Genomic DNA, 17,173 nt, shown 5'->3' with positions numbered 1-17,173 from the left:
GGTGGCACTGGGTGCCACCCTTTGTTTGTTCAAGAGTTGAACGCAAATGTATCGATGATCGCTCATCCGAGCGGAATCAAGCCTCAGAATGGCCTTGATCCTTCGGGAGGTGAACGCTCTTCGTAGGTTCTGGCTACTGATCGGTTACTTTCGATCTGCTGGCGCACGAGTGGTTACAGCCGTATGACGACCAAGTGGACGTACCCAGAAGCCTTCGATCTGGGTATGTTCCTGGCCGTCAGGGCAGCCACCGAGTCCTCGAGGAGTCGAGACCCGTGTCGGAAAACAAAGATCAGAAGTTCGTCTACGACTTCACCGAGGGAAACCGCGACCTCAAGGACCTTCTCGGCGGCAAGGGGGCCAACCTCGCCGAGATGACCAACCTGGGTCTGCCGGTCCCTCCCGGCTTCACCATCACCACCGAGGCCTGCAAGGTCTACCTCGCCAGCGGTGAGGCCCCGGCCGCGCTGCGCGACGAGGTCAGCGCCCACCTGGCCGCCCTCGAGGCGAAGATGGGCAAGAAGCTCGGCCAGTCGGACGACCCGCTGCTGGTCTCCGTGCGCTCCGGTGCCAAGTTCTCCATGCCCGGCATGATGGACACGGTCCTCAACATCGGCCTCTCCGACGAGTCGGTCGCCGGCCTCGCCGCCCAGGCCGACGGCAACGAGCGCTTCGCGTGGGACTCGTACCGCCGCCTGATCCAGATGTTCGGCAAGACCGTCCTCGGTGTCGAGGGCGAGCTCTTCGAGGACGCCCTCGACGAGGCCAAGGCCGCCAAGAAGGTCACCGTCGACACCGACCTCGACGCCGCCGACCTGAAGAAGCTGGTCGCCCGCTTCAAGAAGATCGTCGCCAAGCAGGCCGGCCGGGAGTTCCCGCAGGACGCCCGCGAGCAGCTGGACCTCGCCGTCGAGGCGGTCTTCAACTCCTGGAACACCGAGCGCGCCAAGCTCTACCGCCGCCAGGAGCGCATCCCGAGCGACCTGGGCACCGCGGTCAACATCTGCTCCATGGTCTTCGGCAACCTCGGCCCCGACTCGGGCACCGGCGTCGCCTTCACCCGCGACCCGGCCAGCGGCCACGCGGGCGTGTACGGCGACTACCTGCAGAACGCCCAGGGCGAGGACGTCGTCGCGGGCATCCGCAACACCGTCCCGCTGGCGGACCTGGAGTCGATCGACAAGGTCTCGTACGACCAGCTCATGACGATCATGACGACGCTGGAGACCCACTACAAGGATCTCTGCGACATCGAGTTCACCATCGAGCGCGGCCAGCTGTGGATGCTCCAGACCCGCGTCGGCAAGCGCACCGCCGGCGCCGCCTTCCGCATCGCCACCCAGCTCGTCGACCAGGGCCTGATCGACGAGGCCGAGGCCCTCCAGCGCGTCAACGGCGCCCAGCTGGCGCAGCTGATGTTCCCGCGCTTCGACGAGGACGCCAAGACGACCCTGCTCGGCCGCGGCATCGCCGCCTCCCCGGGTGCGGCGGTCGGCAAGGCCGTCTTCGACTCGTACACGGCCGTCAAGTGGTCCCGCTCCGGCGAGAAGGTCATCCTGATCCGCCGCGAGACCAACCCGGACGACCTGGACGGCATGATCGCCGCCGAGGGCATCCTGACCTCCCGCGGCGGCAAGACCTCGCACGCCGCCGTCGTGGCCCGCGGCATGGGCAAGACCTGCGTCTGCGGCGCCGAGGACCTCGAGGTCGACACCAAGCGCCGCCGGATGACGGTCGGCGGAACGGTGATCGAGGAGGGCGACGTCGTCTCCATCGACGGCTCCACCGGCAAGGTCTACCTCGGAGAGGTACCCGTCGTACCGTCCCCGGTCGTCGAGTACTTCGAGGGCCGCATGCACGCCGGCGCCGACGACGCCGACGAGCTGGTCGCCGCCGTCCACCGGATCATGGCGTACGCCGACCGCGTCCGCCGGCTGCGGGTGCGCGCCAACGCCGACAACGCCGAGGACGCGCTGCGCGCCCGCCGCTTCGGCGCCCAGGGCATCGGCCTGTGCCGCACCGAGCACATGTTCCTCGGTGAGCGCCGCGAGCTGGTCGAGCACCTGATCCTCGCGGACACCGACAAGGAGCGCGAGGAGGCACTGAGTGCCCTCCTGCCGCTGCAGAAGAAGGACTTCGTCGAGCTGTTCGAGGCGATGGACGGCCTGCCCGTCACCGTCCGCCTCCTCGACCCGCCGCTGCACGAGTTCCTGCCCGACATCACCGAGCTGTCGGTGCGCGTCGCCCTCGCCGAGGCCCGCAAGGACGCCAACGAGAACGACCTGCGCCTGCTCCAGGCCGTGCACAAGCTGCACGAGCAGAACCCGATGCTGGGTCTGCGCGGTGTCCGCCTCGGCCTGGTCATCCCCGGTCTGTTCGCCATGCAGGTCCGGGCGATCGCCGAGGCCGCGGCCGAGCGCAAGAACGCCAAGGGCGACCCGCGCGCCGAGATCATGGTCCCGCTCGTCGGCACCGTCCAGGAGCTGGAGATCGTCCGCGAGGAGGCCGACGCGGTCATCGCCGAGGTCGAGGCCGCGACCGGCACCAGCCTCAAGCTGACCATCGGCACGATGATCGAGCTGCCCCGCGCCGCCCTCACGGCCGGGCAGATCGCCGAGGCCGCGCAGTTCTTCTCCTTCGGTACGAACGACCTGACCCAGACGGTGTGGGGCTTCTCCCGCGACGACGTCGAGGCCAGCTTCTTCACCGCGTACCTGGAGAAGGGCATCTTCGGGGTCTCGCCGTTCGAGACCATCGACAAGGACGGCGTCGGCGCGCTGGTCCGCAGCGCGGTCCAGGCCGGCCGGGCCACCCGCCCCGACCTCAAGCTCGGCGTCTGCGGCGAGCACGGCGGCGACCCGGAGTCCGTCCACTTCTTCCACGAGGTGGGTCTCGACTACGTCTCCTGCTCGCCCTTCCGGATTCCGGTGGCGCGCCTGGAGGCCGGCCGTGCCGCAGCCGAGGCGAAGGGCAGCGACAGCCGCTGACCCCTCCACGGCCCTGACAGGGCCTGCTGACTGCGCGTCCGCCCCCGGGTTCCCTGACCCCCGAGGGCGGACGCGCCCATTTTTTGTTGTTCAACAAATCTTTACGCCAGCAGGCGGTGGACGGATCCCCACCCGTCCACCGCCTGCTGTCAATCTGCCAGGCACGTCGGCGCTTCCCGGTGCGACCGACCGCCAGGCCCCGCAAAGCCCCCCACGGCCTTCACGGAGCGTTTCGGTCGCACCGGAGTGTGCCTGGCGGAGTACAGGATTTCGGTTGTCACGCCCCCGCCGAAAGGGGTTTCAACTGTGGCTGAAAGGGCGTGGTGACAACGTGTGACGGCATGCATACTCATGAGGCGGGGGGATTGCGGTTGCACAGGTGGGGGTTCGGTGCTGCGTATCCATTTCACTGGAGTGGACCTGGCACGCGTACGGATGGCAGGGCGTCCCGATGCGTTGTGGGAAACGATTCTGAGTTTTCACCGCTTAAGAGACCGGCGCGATGCCCGTCTCTTCGGTGAATGGCGTACGGAAACCCGGAGCAGGTTGAATAGTGAAACACGTTTGCTTGGTGCGCTCATACCGAGTCGCGGGTATTTTCCCGATTTCCTGACCCCTGTGGAGGGGCAGTACGGGTGGGACGTGGGACTCGACGCCCTGCGCGGGATCCGCCCCGAGCGGATGCGGCGCGAGCTGGTGCTGCTGGGCGCGGGCACGGGCGTGGGGGCCGCGTTCGGCATGCCCTCGGCCGTGAGCGGAGGCGCCGACGCGCCGGTCCCGCGGCGGCTGCGGGACTTCATGGACGGCGGCACCAAGCACCTGCCGAGGCTGCTGGGCGAGCTGCGCGGCTACCACCGGGCGGCCGTGGAGCCGTACTGGACGCACATCCAGGCCCAGATCGAGGCCGAGCGGGCCGCGCGCGGCCGCGCCCTGCTCGACGGCGGTGCCGACGAGCTGCTGGCCTCGCTGCCGCCGATGCTGCGCTGGCGGGCTCCGGTGCTGGAGTGCGACTACCCGGTGGACCGGGACGTACGGCTGCGGGGGCGCGGGCTGTTGCTCCAGCCGTCGTTCTTCTGCCGGAAGACCGCCGTGACCCTGCACGACCCGGAGCTGCCCCCGGTGCTGGTCTACCCGGCCGCCGCGCAGCTGGCCTCGGCGCCGACCGGCGGCGAATCGATTCGGCCCCTGGAGGAGCAGCGCCAGCGCACGCTGGGCAAGCTCGTCGGGCACACCCGCTCAGTGGTGCTGCGGGCCATCGGCGACGGCGCCACCACCAGCGAACTGGCCCGCCGGGCCGGGGTCTCGCTGGCCTCCGCGAGCCAGCACGCCTGCGTGATGCGCGAGGCGGGCCTGGTCACCACCCTGCGCCGGGGCAACGCCGTCCTGCACACGGTGACCCCGCTGGGGGCCGCGCTCCTCAAGGGCGGCGCGGTGGCCTCGTAGCCGCGCACGGGCCCCGGACCGGGCATCGCGGTCCGGGGCCCGTGGACGCCGCAGTCAGACCCGGAAGGGCCCGGTCACCTCGTACGTGATGCCGCCGGAGGAGCTGCCCGTCGTGCCGCGCCGGCTCGAGAAGTAGAGCCGGGTGCCGTCGGGGGAGAAGGCCGGGCCGGTGATCTCGGAGGAGGACTGGCCCGTGATCTGCAGGAACGGGGCGACCACGTCGTCCGGGGTGATCACGCAGATCTCCATCTCGCCGCCGTCCTCGGCCACGTACAGGTCCCCGCAAGAGGACCCGGTGACGTTGTCCACGCCCGTGAGCGGGGCCGCGCCGCCGGGCACGAGCGAGTCGTCGTAGGCCAGCTCGTACGTGCCGCTCGCCAGGTTGACCTGCCAGACGCGGTTGTCCCCCTTGGTGGTGAACCAGACCGTGTCGCCGGCGTAGTGGCAGCCCTCGCCTCCGTTGAAGTGCTTGGCGCCGGAGACCTGGGTGCGGGTCGTGGTCGGCGAGCCGTCCGGGTCGGGCACGTTCGCCCAGGTGAAGGAGCCGGAGGTGGCAGAGCCGGCCACCAGCACCTGGAGGGTGCCGGAGGACAGGTTGCCCCAGGTCGTGGGCAGGAACCGGTAGAAGCAGCCGTTGGTCTCGTCCTCGGTCAGGTAGATCGCCTGGCGCACCGGGTCGGCGGCCGCGGCCTCGTGCTTGAACCGGCCCAGCGCCGGCCGCTGCACGGCCGCGTTCACCCCGTACGGGTCGGTCTCGTAGACGTAGCCGAGGCTCACCTCCTCGCAGGACAGCCACGTGTTCCACGGGGTCCGGCCGCCCGCGCAGTTCTGCCGGGTGCCGGAGAGGATCCGGTAGGCGCCGGTGACCGTTCCGGAGGCGTTGAGCTTCACCGCGCTCGCGCCGCCGGACGGGTTGATCTCGGAGTTGGAGACGTAGATCCAGCCGGTGCCGTCCGCGAAACAGGCACCGCCGTCGGGGGCGCTGTGCCACTTGTAGCTCGTGGGGCCGACGTTCTGGCCGGACCGGGCGATCACCCGGCTGCTGAAGCCGGCCGGCAGCCGGATCCCGTTCGCGTCCGCCGCACCGAGGACCCCGTAGGGGCCGGTGCCGGGCTGGGCGGGCGCCGCATAGGCGGCCCCGCGATCCGCACGATGTTTCGATGCGCACGATTTCCGATCCTCACGATGTGACGAACCGCGGGACTTTCCGCCCTGGAGCGGCGCCGCTTCGGCGAGGATGGTGGAGCAATGAACCAGTTCGCCGCGGACAACGACATCTCCGGCCGCGCCGACCTCGCCGTCGTGCTGCGCCGCTTCTACACCGCCGCCTTCGCCGACCGGCGCATCGGGCCGTTCTTCACCGAGATCGCCGGGACGGACCTCGAGGTCCACCTGTCCCGGATCACGGACTTCTGGGAGCGGGCCCTGTTCCGTACGGCCGACTACCGGCGCGACGCCTTCGCCCCGCACGCCGACCTGCACGCGGCGCGGGCACTGACCGCAGAGGACTTCGGGCGCTGGGTGCAGCTGTGGCACGCCACCGTCGACGGCCTGTACCGGGGGCCGAACGCGGAGCGGGCGAAGGCGACGGGCGAGCGGATCGCGCTGGCCCTGCACCGGCGGCTGGCCGGGCCGGATCCCGCGCTGCTCCGGAGGGAGGACGCCTGCGGGTTCGTCCCGCTGGCCGCCCTGGAGCTCCGCTCCAGGGCCTGACCTGCGGTGACGGGCCCCGGCCGGCCGCCCCGCGGCGATCTTCGGAAAAGTTTTCGCGGGAGCGATGAGTTTTCCCGCCACCCCCGGTCTATCTCTCGAAAGCACACCACGCGAGAGAAGAGGAACCGAGATGCCCACCATGATCTTCGTCAACCTGCCGGTCAAGGACATCGATGCCACCAAGGCGTTCTGGGGCAAGCTCGGCTACTCCTTCAACCCCCAGTTCAGCGACGAGTCGACCGGCTGCCTCGTCATCAGCGACACGATCTTCGCCATGCTGATGACCGAGGCCCGGTTCAAGGACTTCGCCACCAAGGAGGTGGCGGACGCCGGCAAGACCACCGAGGTCATGCTCGCCCTGAGCGCGGACAGCCGGGAGAAGGTCGACGAGGTGGTCGACGCCGCCCTCGCGGCGGGCGGCACCGAACCCCGCCCGGCCCAGGACCTCGGCTTCATGTACGGCCGCGCCTTCGAGGACCTGGAGGGCCACGTCTGGGAGTACGTCTGGATGGACCCGGCAGCCGTCCAGGGCTGACACGCCCCCGCAACGCCCGCGCCACGCCCTCGCTGCGTCGTCGCTACGCCGCCGCGCCGGAGGTCACGGCGGTCCGCACCGGATAGGTACGGACCGCCGCCTCCTCGTCGTCCAGACAGCGCCCCGTGGCGAGGTCGAAGCGCTGCTTGAGCAGCGGCGAGGCCACGAACGGCTTGCCGTCGATGCAGCCGACCAGCCCGCGCGAGAGCACGGCCGCCCCGGTGAACGGGTCCTGGTTGTCGATGGCGTACATGCCGCCCGAGCGGCCGATGAACACCGCGGCCTGGCTCCCGTCGGGCAGCAGGACCGCCACCCCCCGGCCGGGGGTCAGGTCGGACAGCTCGCACACCGTCAGCCAGCCTTCGGCCACGTGCAGTTCCACGGTCATCGGGTGCCTCCCACGGCCTCCAGCGGCCGGATGTTGAGAATGGTCAGGTCGGGCTTGACCTGGTCGCGTTCGGGGATGAACTTCACGGTCGGGTCCGGGGCGCCCGGCGCGTTGACGAAGGACACGAACCGGCGCAGCCGCTCCGGGTCCTGGAGCGTCTCGGCCCATTCGTCGCGGTAGTGCGCCACGTGGTCGGCCATCAGCGACTCCAGCTCCGCGCACAGCCCGAGCGAGTCGTGCACGACCACGTCCCGCAGGTGGTCCAGGCCGCCCTCCAGCCGGTCCAGCCAGGTCGAGGTGCGCTCCAGCCGGTCCGCCGTGCGGATGTAGAACATCAGGAACCGGTCGATGAGCCGGACCAGTTCGGCGTCGGACAGGTCCTGGGCCAGCAGGTCCGCGTGGCGCGGGGTGGCCCCGCCGTTCCCGCCGACGTACAGGTTCCAGCCGTTCGCCGTCGCGATCACCCCGAAGTCCTTGCTCTGCGCCTCCGCGCACTCGCGCGCGCAGCCGGACACCGCCGACTTGAGCTTGTGCGGGGCGCGCAGGCCCCGGTAGCGCAGCTCCAGGTCGATGGCCATCCGCACGCTGTCCTGGACCCCGTACCGGCACCAGGTCTGGCCCACGCAGGACTTCACCGTGCGCAGCGCCTTCCCGTACGCGTGGCCGGACTCGAACCCGGCCTCGACGAGCCGGGCCCAGATCCGCGGGAGCTGGTCGACGCTGGCGCCGAAGAGGTCGATGCGCTGGCCGCCGGTGATCTTCGTGTAGAGCCCGAAGTCGCGGGCGACCTCGCCGATCACGATGAGCTTGTCGGGCGTGATCTCACCGCCGGGGATGCGCGGGACGACCGAGTACGAGCCGTTGCGCTGGAGGTTCGCGAGGAAGTGGTCGTTGGTGTCCTGGAGGGCGGCCTGCTCCCCGTCGAGGACGTAACCGCTCGCGCCGAGGGTGGGGGCGAGCGAGGCGATGATCGAGCCGACGGTCGGCTTGCAGACCTCGCAGCCGTCGCCGCCGCGGGCCGCCTCCCGGCCGTGGCCGTCGAGGAGCTGCTCGTACGAGGTCAGCCGACGGGTACGGACGATCTCGTAGAGCTCGGCGCGGGTGAAGGGGAAGCAGTCGCACAGCCCTTTGTCGGCGGGCGCGGGCAGCAGCTGGCCGATCACCTTGAGGCAGCTGCCGCAGCCGGTGCCCGCCTTGGTGCACTGCTTGACCTCGGGGAGCGTCGCGCAGGCGGTGATCGCCTTCTTGGTGACGTTGTGGCAGGAGCAGATCACCGCGGAGTCGGGGAGCGCCGACGGGCCGAGCGCGACGGGCGCGCCGAGGCCGGCGGGCAGGACCAGCTGGTCGGGGCTGACGGGCGGGACGCTGCCGGTGAGCGGGCGCAGCAGGCCGTACGAGTCGGCGTCGCCGACCAGGACCCCGCCGAGCAGCACCCCGTCGGGGGAGACGACCAGCTTCTTGTAGACGCCGGAGCGGGAGTCGGAGTAGACGACGTCGAGGCTGCCCTGGGTGGCGCCGTGGGCGTCGCCGAAGGAGGCCACGTCCACGCCGAGCAGCTTGAGCTTGGTGGAGAGGTCGGCTCCGGTGAACTCCTTGTCGCGGCCCAGCAGGTCCTCGGCGGCGGTCTCGGCCATCTCGTAGCCGGGGGCGACCAGGCCGTAGACGCGGCCGTCGGTGGCCAGCGCGCACTCGCCGATCGCGTAGACGCGCGGGTCGGAGGTGCGGCAGCGGGCGTCGACGCCGATGCCGCCGCGCTCGCCGACGGTCAGGCCCGCGTCACGGGCGAGCTGGTCGCGGGGGCGGACCCCGGCGGAGAAGACGACGAGGTCGGTGTCGACGGTGGAGCCGTCGGAGAGCCGCATTCCGCTGACGTGGCCGTCCTCTCCGGTGACGACCTCCTGGGTGCCCACGCCGGTGTGGACCGTCAGCCCCATCGACTCGATGGTGCGCAGCAGGGCCGCGCCGCCGCCGTCGTCGATCTGGACGGGCATCAGGCGCGGGGCGAACTCCACGATGCGGGTGGTGAGTCCGAGGCCCTGGAGGGCGCCGGCGGCCTCGAGCCCGAGGAGGCCGCCGCCGACGACGGCGCCGCTGGTGCGGGTCTTCGCGTACTCCTCGATCGCGAGCAGGTCCTCGATGGTGCGGTAGACGAAGCAGCCGGGCGCGTCCTTGCCGGGGACGGGCGGCACGAAGGGGTAGCTGCCGGTCGCCAGGACGAGCACGTCGTACGGGAACACCTGCCCGGAGCGGGAGGTGACGGTACGGGCGTCGCGGTCGACGGACTCGGCGGGGTCGCCGAGGTGCAGCTCGATCCCGTGCTCCTCCATGAAGCCGGCGGGGGTGAGGGAGAGGTCCTCGGCGGTGCTTCCGGAGAAGTACGAGGTGAGGTGCACGCGGTCGTAGGCCGGCCGGGGCTCCTCGCAGAGCACGGTGATCCGGTGCGTGGCGGTGGCCCCGCGCTCGGCGAGTGCCTCGAGGTAGCGCTGGCCGACCATGCCGTGGCCGATGAGCACGATGGCGGGAGTGGGCGTGGGCGTGGCTGCGGCCATGATCAGGAGCCTCCGTCGTCGGTGAGCAGGTGGAACAGGTCGGTCAGGTCCTCCTCGTCCTCCCAGCTGCGGGCGAGGGCGCCCACGCTGGAGAGTTCGCCGAGGAGGACTCCGCCGACGAGGCGGTCGCCGCGGACGACGACCTTCCGGTAGGTCCGGCGGGTGGCGTCGGCGAGGCGGACCACGTCGTCGCCGGGGAGCGGGGTGGTCTCGCCGAAGGCGGCGAGATCGAGGGGGCCCGAGCCGGTTCCGGCGCCTCCGGCGGTGGTGAGGGTGAGGCGGGTGAGGGCGCGGGTTCCGGTGTACGAGGGGGCGGCGGGGGCGGCTCCGGTGGTGCCGGTGAGCTGCGCGGCGAGGGCGTCGGCCTGCTCCAGCGCGGGGCCCGCGAGGCCGTACACCCGGCCGGCGTGCTCGGCGCAGTCGCCGATGGCGTGGATGCGGGGGTCGCTGGTCCGCAGCCGGTCGTCCACGACGATTCCGGTGCGCACCTCGAGCCCGGCGGCGAGCGCGAGCCCGGTCCGGGGCCGCACGCCGCAGGCGAGCACGACGACATCGGCATCGAGCCGGTACCCGTCGGCGAACTCGACCCCGGTGACCCGCCGCCGGCCGGTGTCCTGCGCCGTCGTCAGGCCGCGGACCCGGCATTCCGTGTGGATCTCGATGCCGAGGGCGGTGAGGTGGGTGTGCAGCAGCGCCGAGGCGTCCGCGTCGAGCTGGCGTTCCATCAGCCGCTCGCCCTGCTGGGCCAGGACCACCTGGGCGCCGCGTTCGGCCAGGGCGCGGGCCGCGGAGACGCCGAGGAGGCCGCCGCCGATGACCACCGCGCGCACGCCCTCCCGTACGGCCACGGCGGCGGACAGGGCCAGACAGTCGTCCATGGTGCGGAACGCATGGACCCCGTCGGGCAGTTCCCGGCCCTCCGGCTCGAACAGTCCGCGCAGCGGCGGGAGGACCGCGTTGGAGCCCGTGGCCAGGACCAGCGTGTCGTACTGCTCCGTGCTGCCGTCGTCGCAGTGGACCGTCCGGTCGGCGCGGTCGATGCGGACGGCCCGGACACCGGGCCGCAGCGCCGGACCGGGGGCCGGGAGGGCGGTCACCTCGGGTGCGTACCGGCCCGCCAGCACGTCCGCCAGCAGGACCCGGTTGTACGGGACGTGCGACTCCTCGCCGAGGACCGTCACGTCCGGACCCGCCGCGGCACCCGCGTCGGAGCCCGCACCCGCGCCCAGCCGCGCAGCGAGCCGCAGGCCCGCGAGGCCGCCGCCGATCACCACCACACGCTGCTGCTCCGATGTCATGGCAAGAGCGTGCGCGGCCGCTGTTTCCCCGCCGCATCGCCTCTGTTACCCGGACGGAACGCGCACCTCAGCGCCCGGGTTAAGGGTCGGTGAGGCGCCCCTCAAGGGCGGCTTAAGGATCGGTTCGGGCAGCTCGGCGGCCCTCGGGCCGCCCTTAGCGTGATCCGCATGCGAGATGCGGCGGTGCGGGTCAGGGGCGGGATGCTCGGCGGGGCGGGGGTGGTGGCGCTGCTGTGGGCGGCCCAGGTGCGTCCCTTCGCCCGGCTCGACGCGCTGTTCGCGACCGCCGCCCACCTGACCGGCCTGCTCGCCGGGTACGGGGTGCTGGTGCTGCTCTTCCTGATGGCCCGGGTACCCGCCGTCGAGCACGGGGTCGGCGCCGACCGGCTCGCCCGCTGGCATGCGCTGGGCGGTCGGCACGTGCTGCTGCTCTGCTTCGGGCACGCGCTCTTCGCCCTGTGCGGATACGCCGCCCACCAGGGCGTCGACGTGGTCTCCGCCGTCCGGGAGCTGTTCGGCTACCCCGCGGTGGCCGCCGCCTTCGCCGGGACGGCCCTGCTGGGCGCCGTCGGGGCGACCTCCGCCCGGGCCGTACGCCGCCGGGTCGGCCACGAAACCTGGCGCGGGGTCCACCTCCTCGTCTACCTCGCCGCCTCCCTGGCCTTCGGCCACCAGCTCGCCGGGCCCGACCTCGCCCTGGCCGGCTGGTTCTGGGCCCTCGCCCATGCCACCGTCGCCGTCCTGCTGCTCTGGTACCGGGCCGTGGTCCCCGTACGGCAGGCCCTGCGGCACGCGCTGCGGGTGGCCGAGGTGCGGATCGAGGGGCCCGGGGTGGTCTCCGTCGTCGTGTACGGGGAGCACCTGGCGGAACTGCGCGCGGAGCCGGGCCAGTTCCTGCGCTGGCGGTTCCTGCAGCGGCGGCTGTGGCACACCGCCCTGCCGTTCTCGCTGTCCGCGCCGGTCCGCGGCCACGCCCTGCGGATCACCGTGAAGGCACTCGGCGGGCACTCCCGCCGGATCCGCCGACTGCGCCCCGGGACCAGGGTCATCGCCACCGGGCCGTTCGGTGCGCTCACCGCCGCCCGGCGGACCCGGCCCAAGGTGCTGCTGATCGCGGGCGGGGTCGGCATCACCCCGATGCGGGCCCTGTTCGAGACGCTGCCCGGCGGGCCGGGGGAGATCACCCTGCTCTACCGGGCCGGGGCCGAGGAACACCTGGTCCTGCGCTCCGAGCTGGAGGCCATCGCCGCCGAGCGGCAGGCCGGGCTGCACTACCTGCTCGGTTCCTCGGATGCCGCATACGATCCGCTGGCCCCGCAGGCGCTGCTCGCGCTGGTGGCGGACCTGACCGAGCACGACGTGTACCTCTGCGGTCCCCCGGGGATGGCCGGGGCGACGCGGAGCGCGCTGCTGCGGGCCGGGGTGCCGGCCGGACGCATCCATTCCGAGTGCTTCAGCTTCTGATCCCCGACCCGCTTCCGAGAGGCCGCCGCGCCATGCGCCATCCGCTGCACGTCCCGCTGTCCGTACCGGTCGGGGCCGCCACCCCCGCAGCCGCGGCCCGGCACCGCAGGCCCCGCCGGCCCTCCGCGCTGCGGGCGGCCGCGGCCGCGCTGGGCTCCGTACCGCCCGCGCGGCGGGTCGCGGCCGGGCTGGGGCTGGCCAGCGTGCTGGCCGCGACCGTGCTGACGGCGACGGTGGACCCGGCGGCTCCGGTGGCTCCGGACCGGGTGCCGGCCCGGGAAAGCTCAACCTTTGCGCAAGTTTCCGGGGGTTGATGGGTCCTGCACCGATCGGCTCCATAGGGTCGTGGGCGTGCCTGACATATCGACGACCATGATCATCGTGCTGTGCGTGGCCGCCGCCGCGGCCGGCTGGATCGACGCGGTGGTGGGCGGCGGCGGGCTGCTGCTCCTGCCCGCCCTGCTCCTCGGCCTGCCGAACGCCCACCCCGCCGCCGTGCTCGGCACCAACAAGGCCGTGGCCATCGTCGGCACCACGGGCGCGGCGGTGACGTACGTACGCAAGGCCCCGGTGGACGTGAAGCTCGCCGTCCGGATCGGCCTGGCCGCGCTCGCCGGATCCATGGGCGGCGCCGCGCTGGCCGGCGGGATCAGCAAGGACGCCCTCCGCCCGCTCATCATGGGGGTGCTCGTGATCGTCGCGGGCGTCGTGATCTTCAAGCCGGGCTTCGGCACCGCCCCCTCGACCGCGCCCGTCAGCCGGCAGCGGGTGCTGCTCGCCATCGGGCTCGCCGGCCTCGGCATCGGCTTCTACGACGGTCTCATCGGGCCCGGTACCGGCACGTTCCTGGTGCTCGCCCTCACCGCGCTGCTCCACCTCGACCTGGTCACCGCTTCCGCCACCGCCAAGATCGTCAACTGCTGCACGAACGCCGGGGCGCTCGCGATGTTCGCGTACCAGGGCATGGTGCTGTGGCAGCTGGCCGCGCTGATGGCGGTGTTCAACCTGGCCGGCGGCATGATCGGGGCCCGGATGGCGCTGAAGAAGGGGAGCGGGTTCGTCCGCGGCGTGCTGTTGACCGTGGTGGGCGCGCTGGTGATCAAGCTCGGTCTGGAGCAGTGGGGCTGACCGGTCCCCGCACCCTGTCAGTACGTGCCGGTGAGGTGGGCGAAGACGACCACGTTGCCCTGGTAGCCGGTACGGGGTGAGAAGCCCCCGCCGCAGGTGATCACCCGGAGCTCGGCGCGCGGCGAGGGCCCGTACACGCGGCTGTCCGGAAAGCGCTCGGCCTCGTAGACCTCGACCGCGTGGACGGTGAACACGGCCGTACGTCCGTCCGCGCGCGGCACCTCGATCGCGGCTCCGCGGTGCAGTGCGCCCAGGTGGTAGAAGACCGCCGGGCCGGCGGCGTGGTCGACGTGCCCGACGACGACGGCGGTGCCGACGGCTCCGGGGGTGGTGCCGTCCCGGTACCAGCCCGCCAGGTCGCGGCGCGCGGGCGGGGGCACCTCGATGCTGCCGTCACGGTCCAGGCCCAGCCCGATCAGCGGGGCATCGACCCGGATGGAGGGGATCCGGATCCGGGTCGGCGGGGATCCGGGGAGCGGGGCGATGCTGCCGGGGTAGCTCGCCCGCCCGCTCAGCGCTTCTGCGGGGGAGGGCAGCGGGGGCCCGACGGACTGGCCGGATCCGCTGCCGACGAGCCAGATGCCGACACAGGCGGTGAGCGCGACGAGCCCGCCGCGGCCGGCCTGGCCTCTGCCCATGGGTGCCCCCTGGCTGTGTTCCGGGTCCGTGTTCCGTGTGGCAGGCCGTCGCCCGGCCCCGCGAACGGGGGGACCTCGCGGGGCGGGCGACGGGGGACGGTACCGGTCGGACCGCGGCCGCAGCCGCGGTGGGCGCCCGTCAGCTCCGCGTGCCGCTCGCCCGGCGACGCAGGAGCCAGGTACCGCCGACGGCGGCCGCGGCCAGCACGGCCGCTCCCGCCGTGATCTTGGTGGGGTCGACGGTGGTGGTCGTCCCGCCACCCACCCCGGTGCGCACGTGGCCCTGCGGACCGCGTTCGGTGACGATCAGGTCGCCGGTGGCGAACTTGCCGTCGGCGCAGGTCGCGCCGAGGTTGTACGTGCCCGGGCGGGTGCCGCGGGCGATCTGGAACTGCCCGACGACCACCTCTTTGTGGGTGCCGGGCACCAGCTTGAAGCGGCCGCCGCCGACCGTGGTGGCGTCGCCGTCGGCATGGCTGCCCGGGCCGCACGCGGTGGTGTTCACGGTGACGCTCGCCCCGGGGGCGGCGGATTTCGGCCACACCTCCAGCTTCGCGAAGTCGCCGGGCGCGAAGCCCGCCGTGCCGAGCTCCGCGGCGGCCACCGCGCCGGCGACCGGGCCGGTGAACGCGGCGGCGGTCAGCGCGGTGGCGGTGAGCACGTGGGCGGTGCGTCGGCGCATGGGGGCTCCTGGAGACGCGGGGTCGTGTTCCCGAGGAAACCCGGCCGGCCCGCGGCCCGCCTGCTGATGTTCCGTCAGATCTGGCCGGTGGGCCGCCGTTGCCGCAGGTCACGGCGCCTGACTTCGGCCGTTCAGATGACCCACCCCGTCCGGGTGAGCCGGGCCGGCCGTCGGGAGGTGGGCAGGGCTCAGCCCGCAGGGAGCGTCACCGTCGCCGCAGCGCCCGCCGGGGCCGGGTTGGACAGGGTCACCCGCGCGCCGATCACCTGCGCCTGGCCGAAGGCGATGGTCAGGCCCAGCCCCGTCCCCTGGCCCCGTTCGGCCGCACCCGTCAGGAACCGCTGCGGCCCCTCCCGCAGCAGCGTCGTAGGGAAGCCCGGACCGCAGTCCCGTACGGTCACGGTGTTCCCGCAGACCTCCACCGTGACCGGGTCGCCGCCGTGGCGACGGGCGTTGACCAGCAGGTTCGTCAGGATCCGCTCCAGGCGGCGGACGTCCGTACGGACCGGGGCCGGGCAGTCCGCGCCGACCACCTGCGCCGTCACCCCCGCCCGCCGCGTGATCGCCGCGACCAGCGGACCCAGCGCGTGCACCCCCAGCTGCGCCTCCTCCCGGCGCGCGTCCAGCCGCGCGACCTCCAACAGGTCCTCCGTCAGCGCCCGCAGCGCCGCGACCCGGTCCCGGACCAGTTCCGTCGGCCGCCCCGCCGGCAGCAGCTCGGCCGCGGTGTGCAGCCCCGTCAGCGGTGTCCGCAGCTCGTGCGCCACATCGGCCGTGAACCGCTGCTCCGCCTCCAGCCGCTGCTGCAGACTGGCCGCCATCGTGTCGACCGCCGAGGACAGTTCGGCGACCTCGTTGCGGGTTCCCGGCCCGCCCGACGCCCCGATCCGCGCGTCCAGCTCGCCCTCGCTGATCCGCCGGGCCGTCTCGGCCGCCGTCCGCAGGTCCTTGCTCAGCCGGCTCGCCAGCAGGGCCCCGCCGATCGCCGCGAGTGTGACGACCCCGGCCCCGGAAGCCACCAGCTGCTCGTCCAGATCGGCCAGTTCGGCCTGCTCGCCGGCCAGCGACCGGCGTACGGACAGCACCTGGTCGCCGCCGACCGGGCGCGCGGCCCACACCGCCGGATCGGACCCGGACAGGTCGAGGTAGGTGGTGCGCTGCCCCGCGAGGGCCGCCCGGCGCAGCGGCTCCGGCAGGCCGGGGCAGTCGATCCGCGCACCGGCCTCGCCTACCTTGTCGTCGTCCAGCCGCCCGGTGAGCTCGTACACCTGGCGTACCCGGATCAGCTGAGCGAGGGCGCTCTCCCGCGCCGCCTCGCCCACCTGCCGGGCCCGCGCCTCGTGGATCAGTACGCCGATGGTCACCGCGACCAGCGAGCAGCCGGCCGCGAGCAGGGCGGAGATCTTCCAGCGCAGGCCGAGGGCCTGCAGGAGGTGGCGGCAGCGGATCAGGCCGGGCTTCACTCACACACCTCCCCGAACCGGTCGGTGCGCTTCGGCTGGGGGCGCTGCCCGCTGTCGCAGTCCGCCCGGGACTTGCTGTAGCGCCGCTCGTCGCTGACGACCCGCATCCGCTCGCCGTCCCAGTGGTAGCGGACGGCCTGCTCGGAGCCGTCGTCGGCGGCGGTGCGCAGCAGCAGGTCGCCGCCGATGGACTCGGCGGCCATCCGCCGGCCGACGGTGAAGAGGACGGGGACGATCCGGGTGCCCTCCGCGGTGTACACGGTGAGGGCGGTGCGCCCGGTCTGCGCGTCGGCGGCGACGATCAGATCCGGCTTCCCGTCGCCCGTGAGGTCGCGGTACAGGGGCGGGCGGATCCCGGCCTTGCCGGGTGCGTCGATCCACCCCTTCGCCGCGAACGGCTTCATCTGCTTGTCGGCTCGTACGACGTCCTTCACGTCCACCGAGGGCAGCCCGCCCGGCCCCACCTCCGGGGCGTTCTTCAGCGGCTGCGGCGGGGGCTCCCGGGTGCCGACCGGCTTGCCGGGCGCCACGGGGGCGGTGTGGTCGGTCCACAGCGGCCAGAGCGACTCGGGCCGGGGCTGGGCCGACACGGGCGGCGCGGGCTCACCGGCGGCGAGCCCTCCGGGCGCGGCGCAGCAGCCGACGGCGAGTGCGCCGGTACAGGCGCACAGGAGGACGGCGGCGAGCTGTCGGGTGGGTCGTTTCATGAGGGGCCAAAGGGGTCTGGGGGAGGACAGACCGACGGTAGACGGCCGCGGTCACGGCCACCGGGAGGTTGTGTAACAGCGGTGCGTACGGTGGAAGGGCGCAGGCAGACTCGGGACCAAAGTCCCGGACCGCGCGCTGTCCGCCGTAACCGAGGGAGGGCTCCCGTGACACCAGCCG

Annotated in this window: 14 protein-coding genes and 1 pseudogene; 7 read left to right on the top strand and 8 right to left on the bottom strand. The window is 72.8% G+C overall.

What is annotated here, in order from left to right:
• Positions 1 to 275: 275 nt before the first annotated feature.
• Complete coding sequence (gene ppdK / locus ACZ49B_RS05365) at positions 276 to 2,987, top strand: pyruvate, phosphate dikinase (RefSeq protein WP_468300625.1); 2,712 nt, start codon at positions 276 to 278, stop codon at positions 2,985 to 2,987.
• A gap of 390 nt (positions 2,988 to 3,377) precedes the next feature.
• Positions 3,378 to 4,430 carry an ArsR/SmtB family transcription factor gene (locus ACZ49B_RS05360; RefSeq protein WP_468300623.1) on the top strand — a complete coding sequence of 351 codons (1,053 nt, stop codon included), beginning with the start codon at positions 3,378 to 3,380 and terminating at the stop codon, positions 4,428 to 4,430.
• 54 nt (positions 4,431 to 4,484) lie between these two features.
• Here ACZ49B_RS05360 and ACZ49B_RS05355 read toward each other — a convergent pair.
• A pseudogene (locus tag ACZ49B_RS05355) lies at positions 4,485 to 5,573 on the bottom strand (alkaline phosphatase PhoX); the annotation flags it as partial.
• A gap of 105 nt (positions 5,574 to 5,678) precedes the next feature.
• Here ACZ49B_RS05355 and ACZ49B_RS05350 point away from each other — a divergent pair.
• Both ACZ49B_RS05350 and ACZ49B_RS05345 read left to right on the top strand, forming a co-directional pair.
• A complete protein-coding gene (locus tag ACZ49B_RS05350) occupies positions 5,679 to 6,143 on the top strand; it encodes a group III truncated hemoglobin (RefSeq protein WP_468300621.1) in 465 nt (154 codons plus the stop codon).
• A 130-nt stretch (positions 6,144 to 6,273) separates the two neighbouring features.
• Complete coding sequence (locus ACZ49B_RS05345; protein ID WP_468300619.1) at positions 6,274 to 6,678, top strand: VOC family protein; 405 nt, start codon at positions 6,274 to 6,276, stop codon at positions 6,676 to 6,678.
• 43 nt (positions 6,679 to 6,721) lie between these two features.
• Here the strand turns inward: ACZ49B_RS05345 and nirD are convergent, their stop codons facing one another.
• Genes nirD through ACZ49B_RS05330 form a run of 3 tightly spaced genes read right to left on the bottom strand, consistent with a single transcriptional unit; the run spans position 6,722 to position 10,913 of the window.
• A complete protein-coding gene (gene nirD, locus ACZ49B_RS05340) occupies positions 6,722 to 7,066 on the bottom strand; it encodes a nitrite reductase small subunit NirD (protein ID WP_468300616.1) in 345 nt (114 codons plus the stop codon).
• On the bottom strand, positions 7,063 to 9,615 hold the full coding sequence (gene nirB / locus ACZ49B_RS05335) for a nitrite reductase large subunit NirB (protein WP_468300614.1): 2,553 nt from the start codon (positions 9,613 to 9,615) through the stop codon (positions 7,063 to 7,065). Before nirB ends, nirD begins: the two co-directional genes overlap by 4 nt.
• A 2-nt stretch (positions 9,616 to 9,617) precedes the next feature.
• Positions 9,618 to 10,913 carry an NAD(P)/FAD-dependent oxidoreductase gene (locus tag ACZ49B_RS05330; protein ID WP_468300612.1) on the bottom strand — a complete coding sequence of 432 codons (1,296 nt, stop codon included), beginning with the start codon at positions 10,911 to 10,913 and terminating at the stop codon, positions 9,618 to 9,620.
• A 168-nt stretch (positions 10,914 to 11,081) separates the two neighbouring features.
• Here ACZ49B_RS05330 and ACZ49B_RS05325 point away from each other — a divergent pair, with 168 nt between their 5' ends.
• Genes ACZ49B_RS05325 through ACZ49B_RS05315 form a run of 3 tightly spaced genes read left to right on the top strand, consistent with a single transcriptional unit; the run spans position 11,082 to position 13,505 of the window.
• Positions 11,082 to 12,377 (top strand): ferredoxin reductase family protein, encoded by a 1,296-nt coding sequence (locus tag ACZ49B_RS05325; protein ID WP_468300610.1) that lies wholly within the window; start codon positions 11,082 to 11,084, stop codon positions 12,375 to 12,377.
• Positions 12,362 to 12,691 carry a hypothetical protein gene (locus ACZ49B_RS05320; RefSeq protein ID WP_468300608.1) on the top strand — a complete coding sequence of 110 codons (330 nt, stop codon included), beginning with the start codon at positions 12,362 to 12,364 and terminating at the stop codon, positions 12,689 to 12,691. The genes ACZ49B_RS05325 and ACZ49B_RS05320 overlap by 16 nt, the downstream gene beginning before the upstream one ends.
• A 37-nt stretch (positions 12,692 to 12,728) precedes the next feature.
• On the top strand, positions 12,729 to 13,505 hold the full coding sequence (locus ACZ49B_RS05315) for a sulfite exporter TauE/SafE family protein (RefSeq protein WP_468300606.1): 777 nt from the start codon (positions 12,729 to 12,731) through the stop codon (positions 13,503 to 13,505).
• Positions 13,506 to 13,522: 17 nt separating this feature from the next.
• Here the strand turns inward: ACZ49B_RS05315 and ACZ49B_RS05310 are convergent, their stop codons facing one another.
• The 4 genes from ACZ49B_RS05310 to ACZ49B_RS05295 form a co-directional block, all read right to left on the bottom strand.
• On the bottom strand, positions 13,523 to 14,143 hold the full coding sequence (locus ACZ49B_RS05310; protein WP_468300604.1) for a class F sortase: 621 nt from the start codon (positions 14,141 to 14,143) through the stop codon (positions 13,523 to 13,525).
• Between the two features lie 139 nt (positions 14,144 to 14,282).
• The gene (locus ACZ49B_RS05305; protein ID WP_468300603.1) at positions 14,283 to 14,825 is read right to left on the bottom strand and encodes a hypothetical protein; all 543 of its coding nucleotides are present in this window, start codon (positions 14,823 to 14,825) and stop codon (positions 14,283 to 14,285) included.
• Positions 14,826 to 15,013: 188 nt separating this feature from the next.
• Complete coding sequence (locus ACZ49B_RS05300) at positions 15,014 to 16,288, bottom strand: ATP-binding protein (protein ID WP_468300601.1); 1,275 nt, start codon at positions 16,286 to 16,288, stop codon at positions 15,014 to 15,016.
• Positions 16,285 to 16,995 (bottom strand): hypothetical protein, encoded by a 711-nt coding sequence (locus ACZ49B_RS05295; RefSeq protein WP_468300599.1) that lies wholly within the window; start codon positions 16,993 to 16,995, stop codon positions 16,285 to 16,287. The genes ACZ49B_RS05300 and ACZ49B_RS05295 overlap by 4 nt, the downstream gene beginning before the upstream one ends.
• Positions 16,996 to 17,173: the final 178 nt, after the last annotated feature.

The organism is Streptomyces sp. NPDC031132, from assembly GCF_055570595.1.
This window is presented reverse-complemented; position numbering and strand designations above follow the sequence as displayed.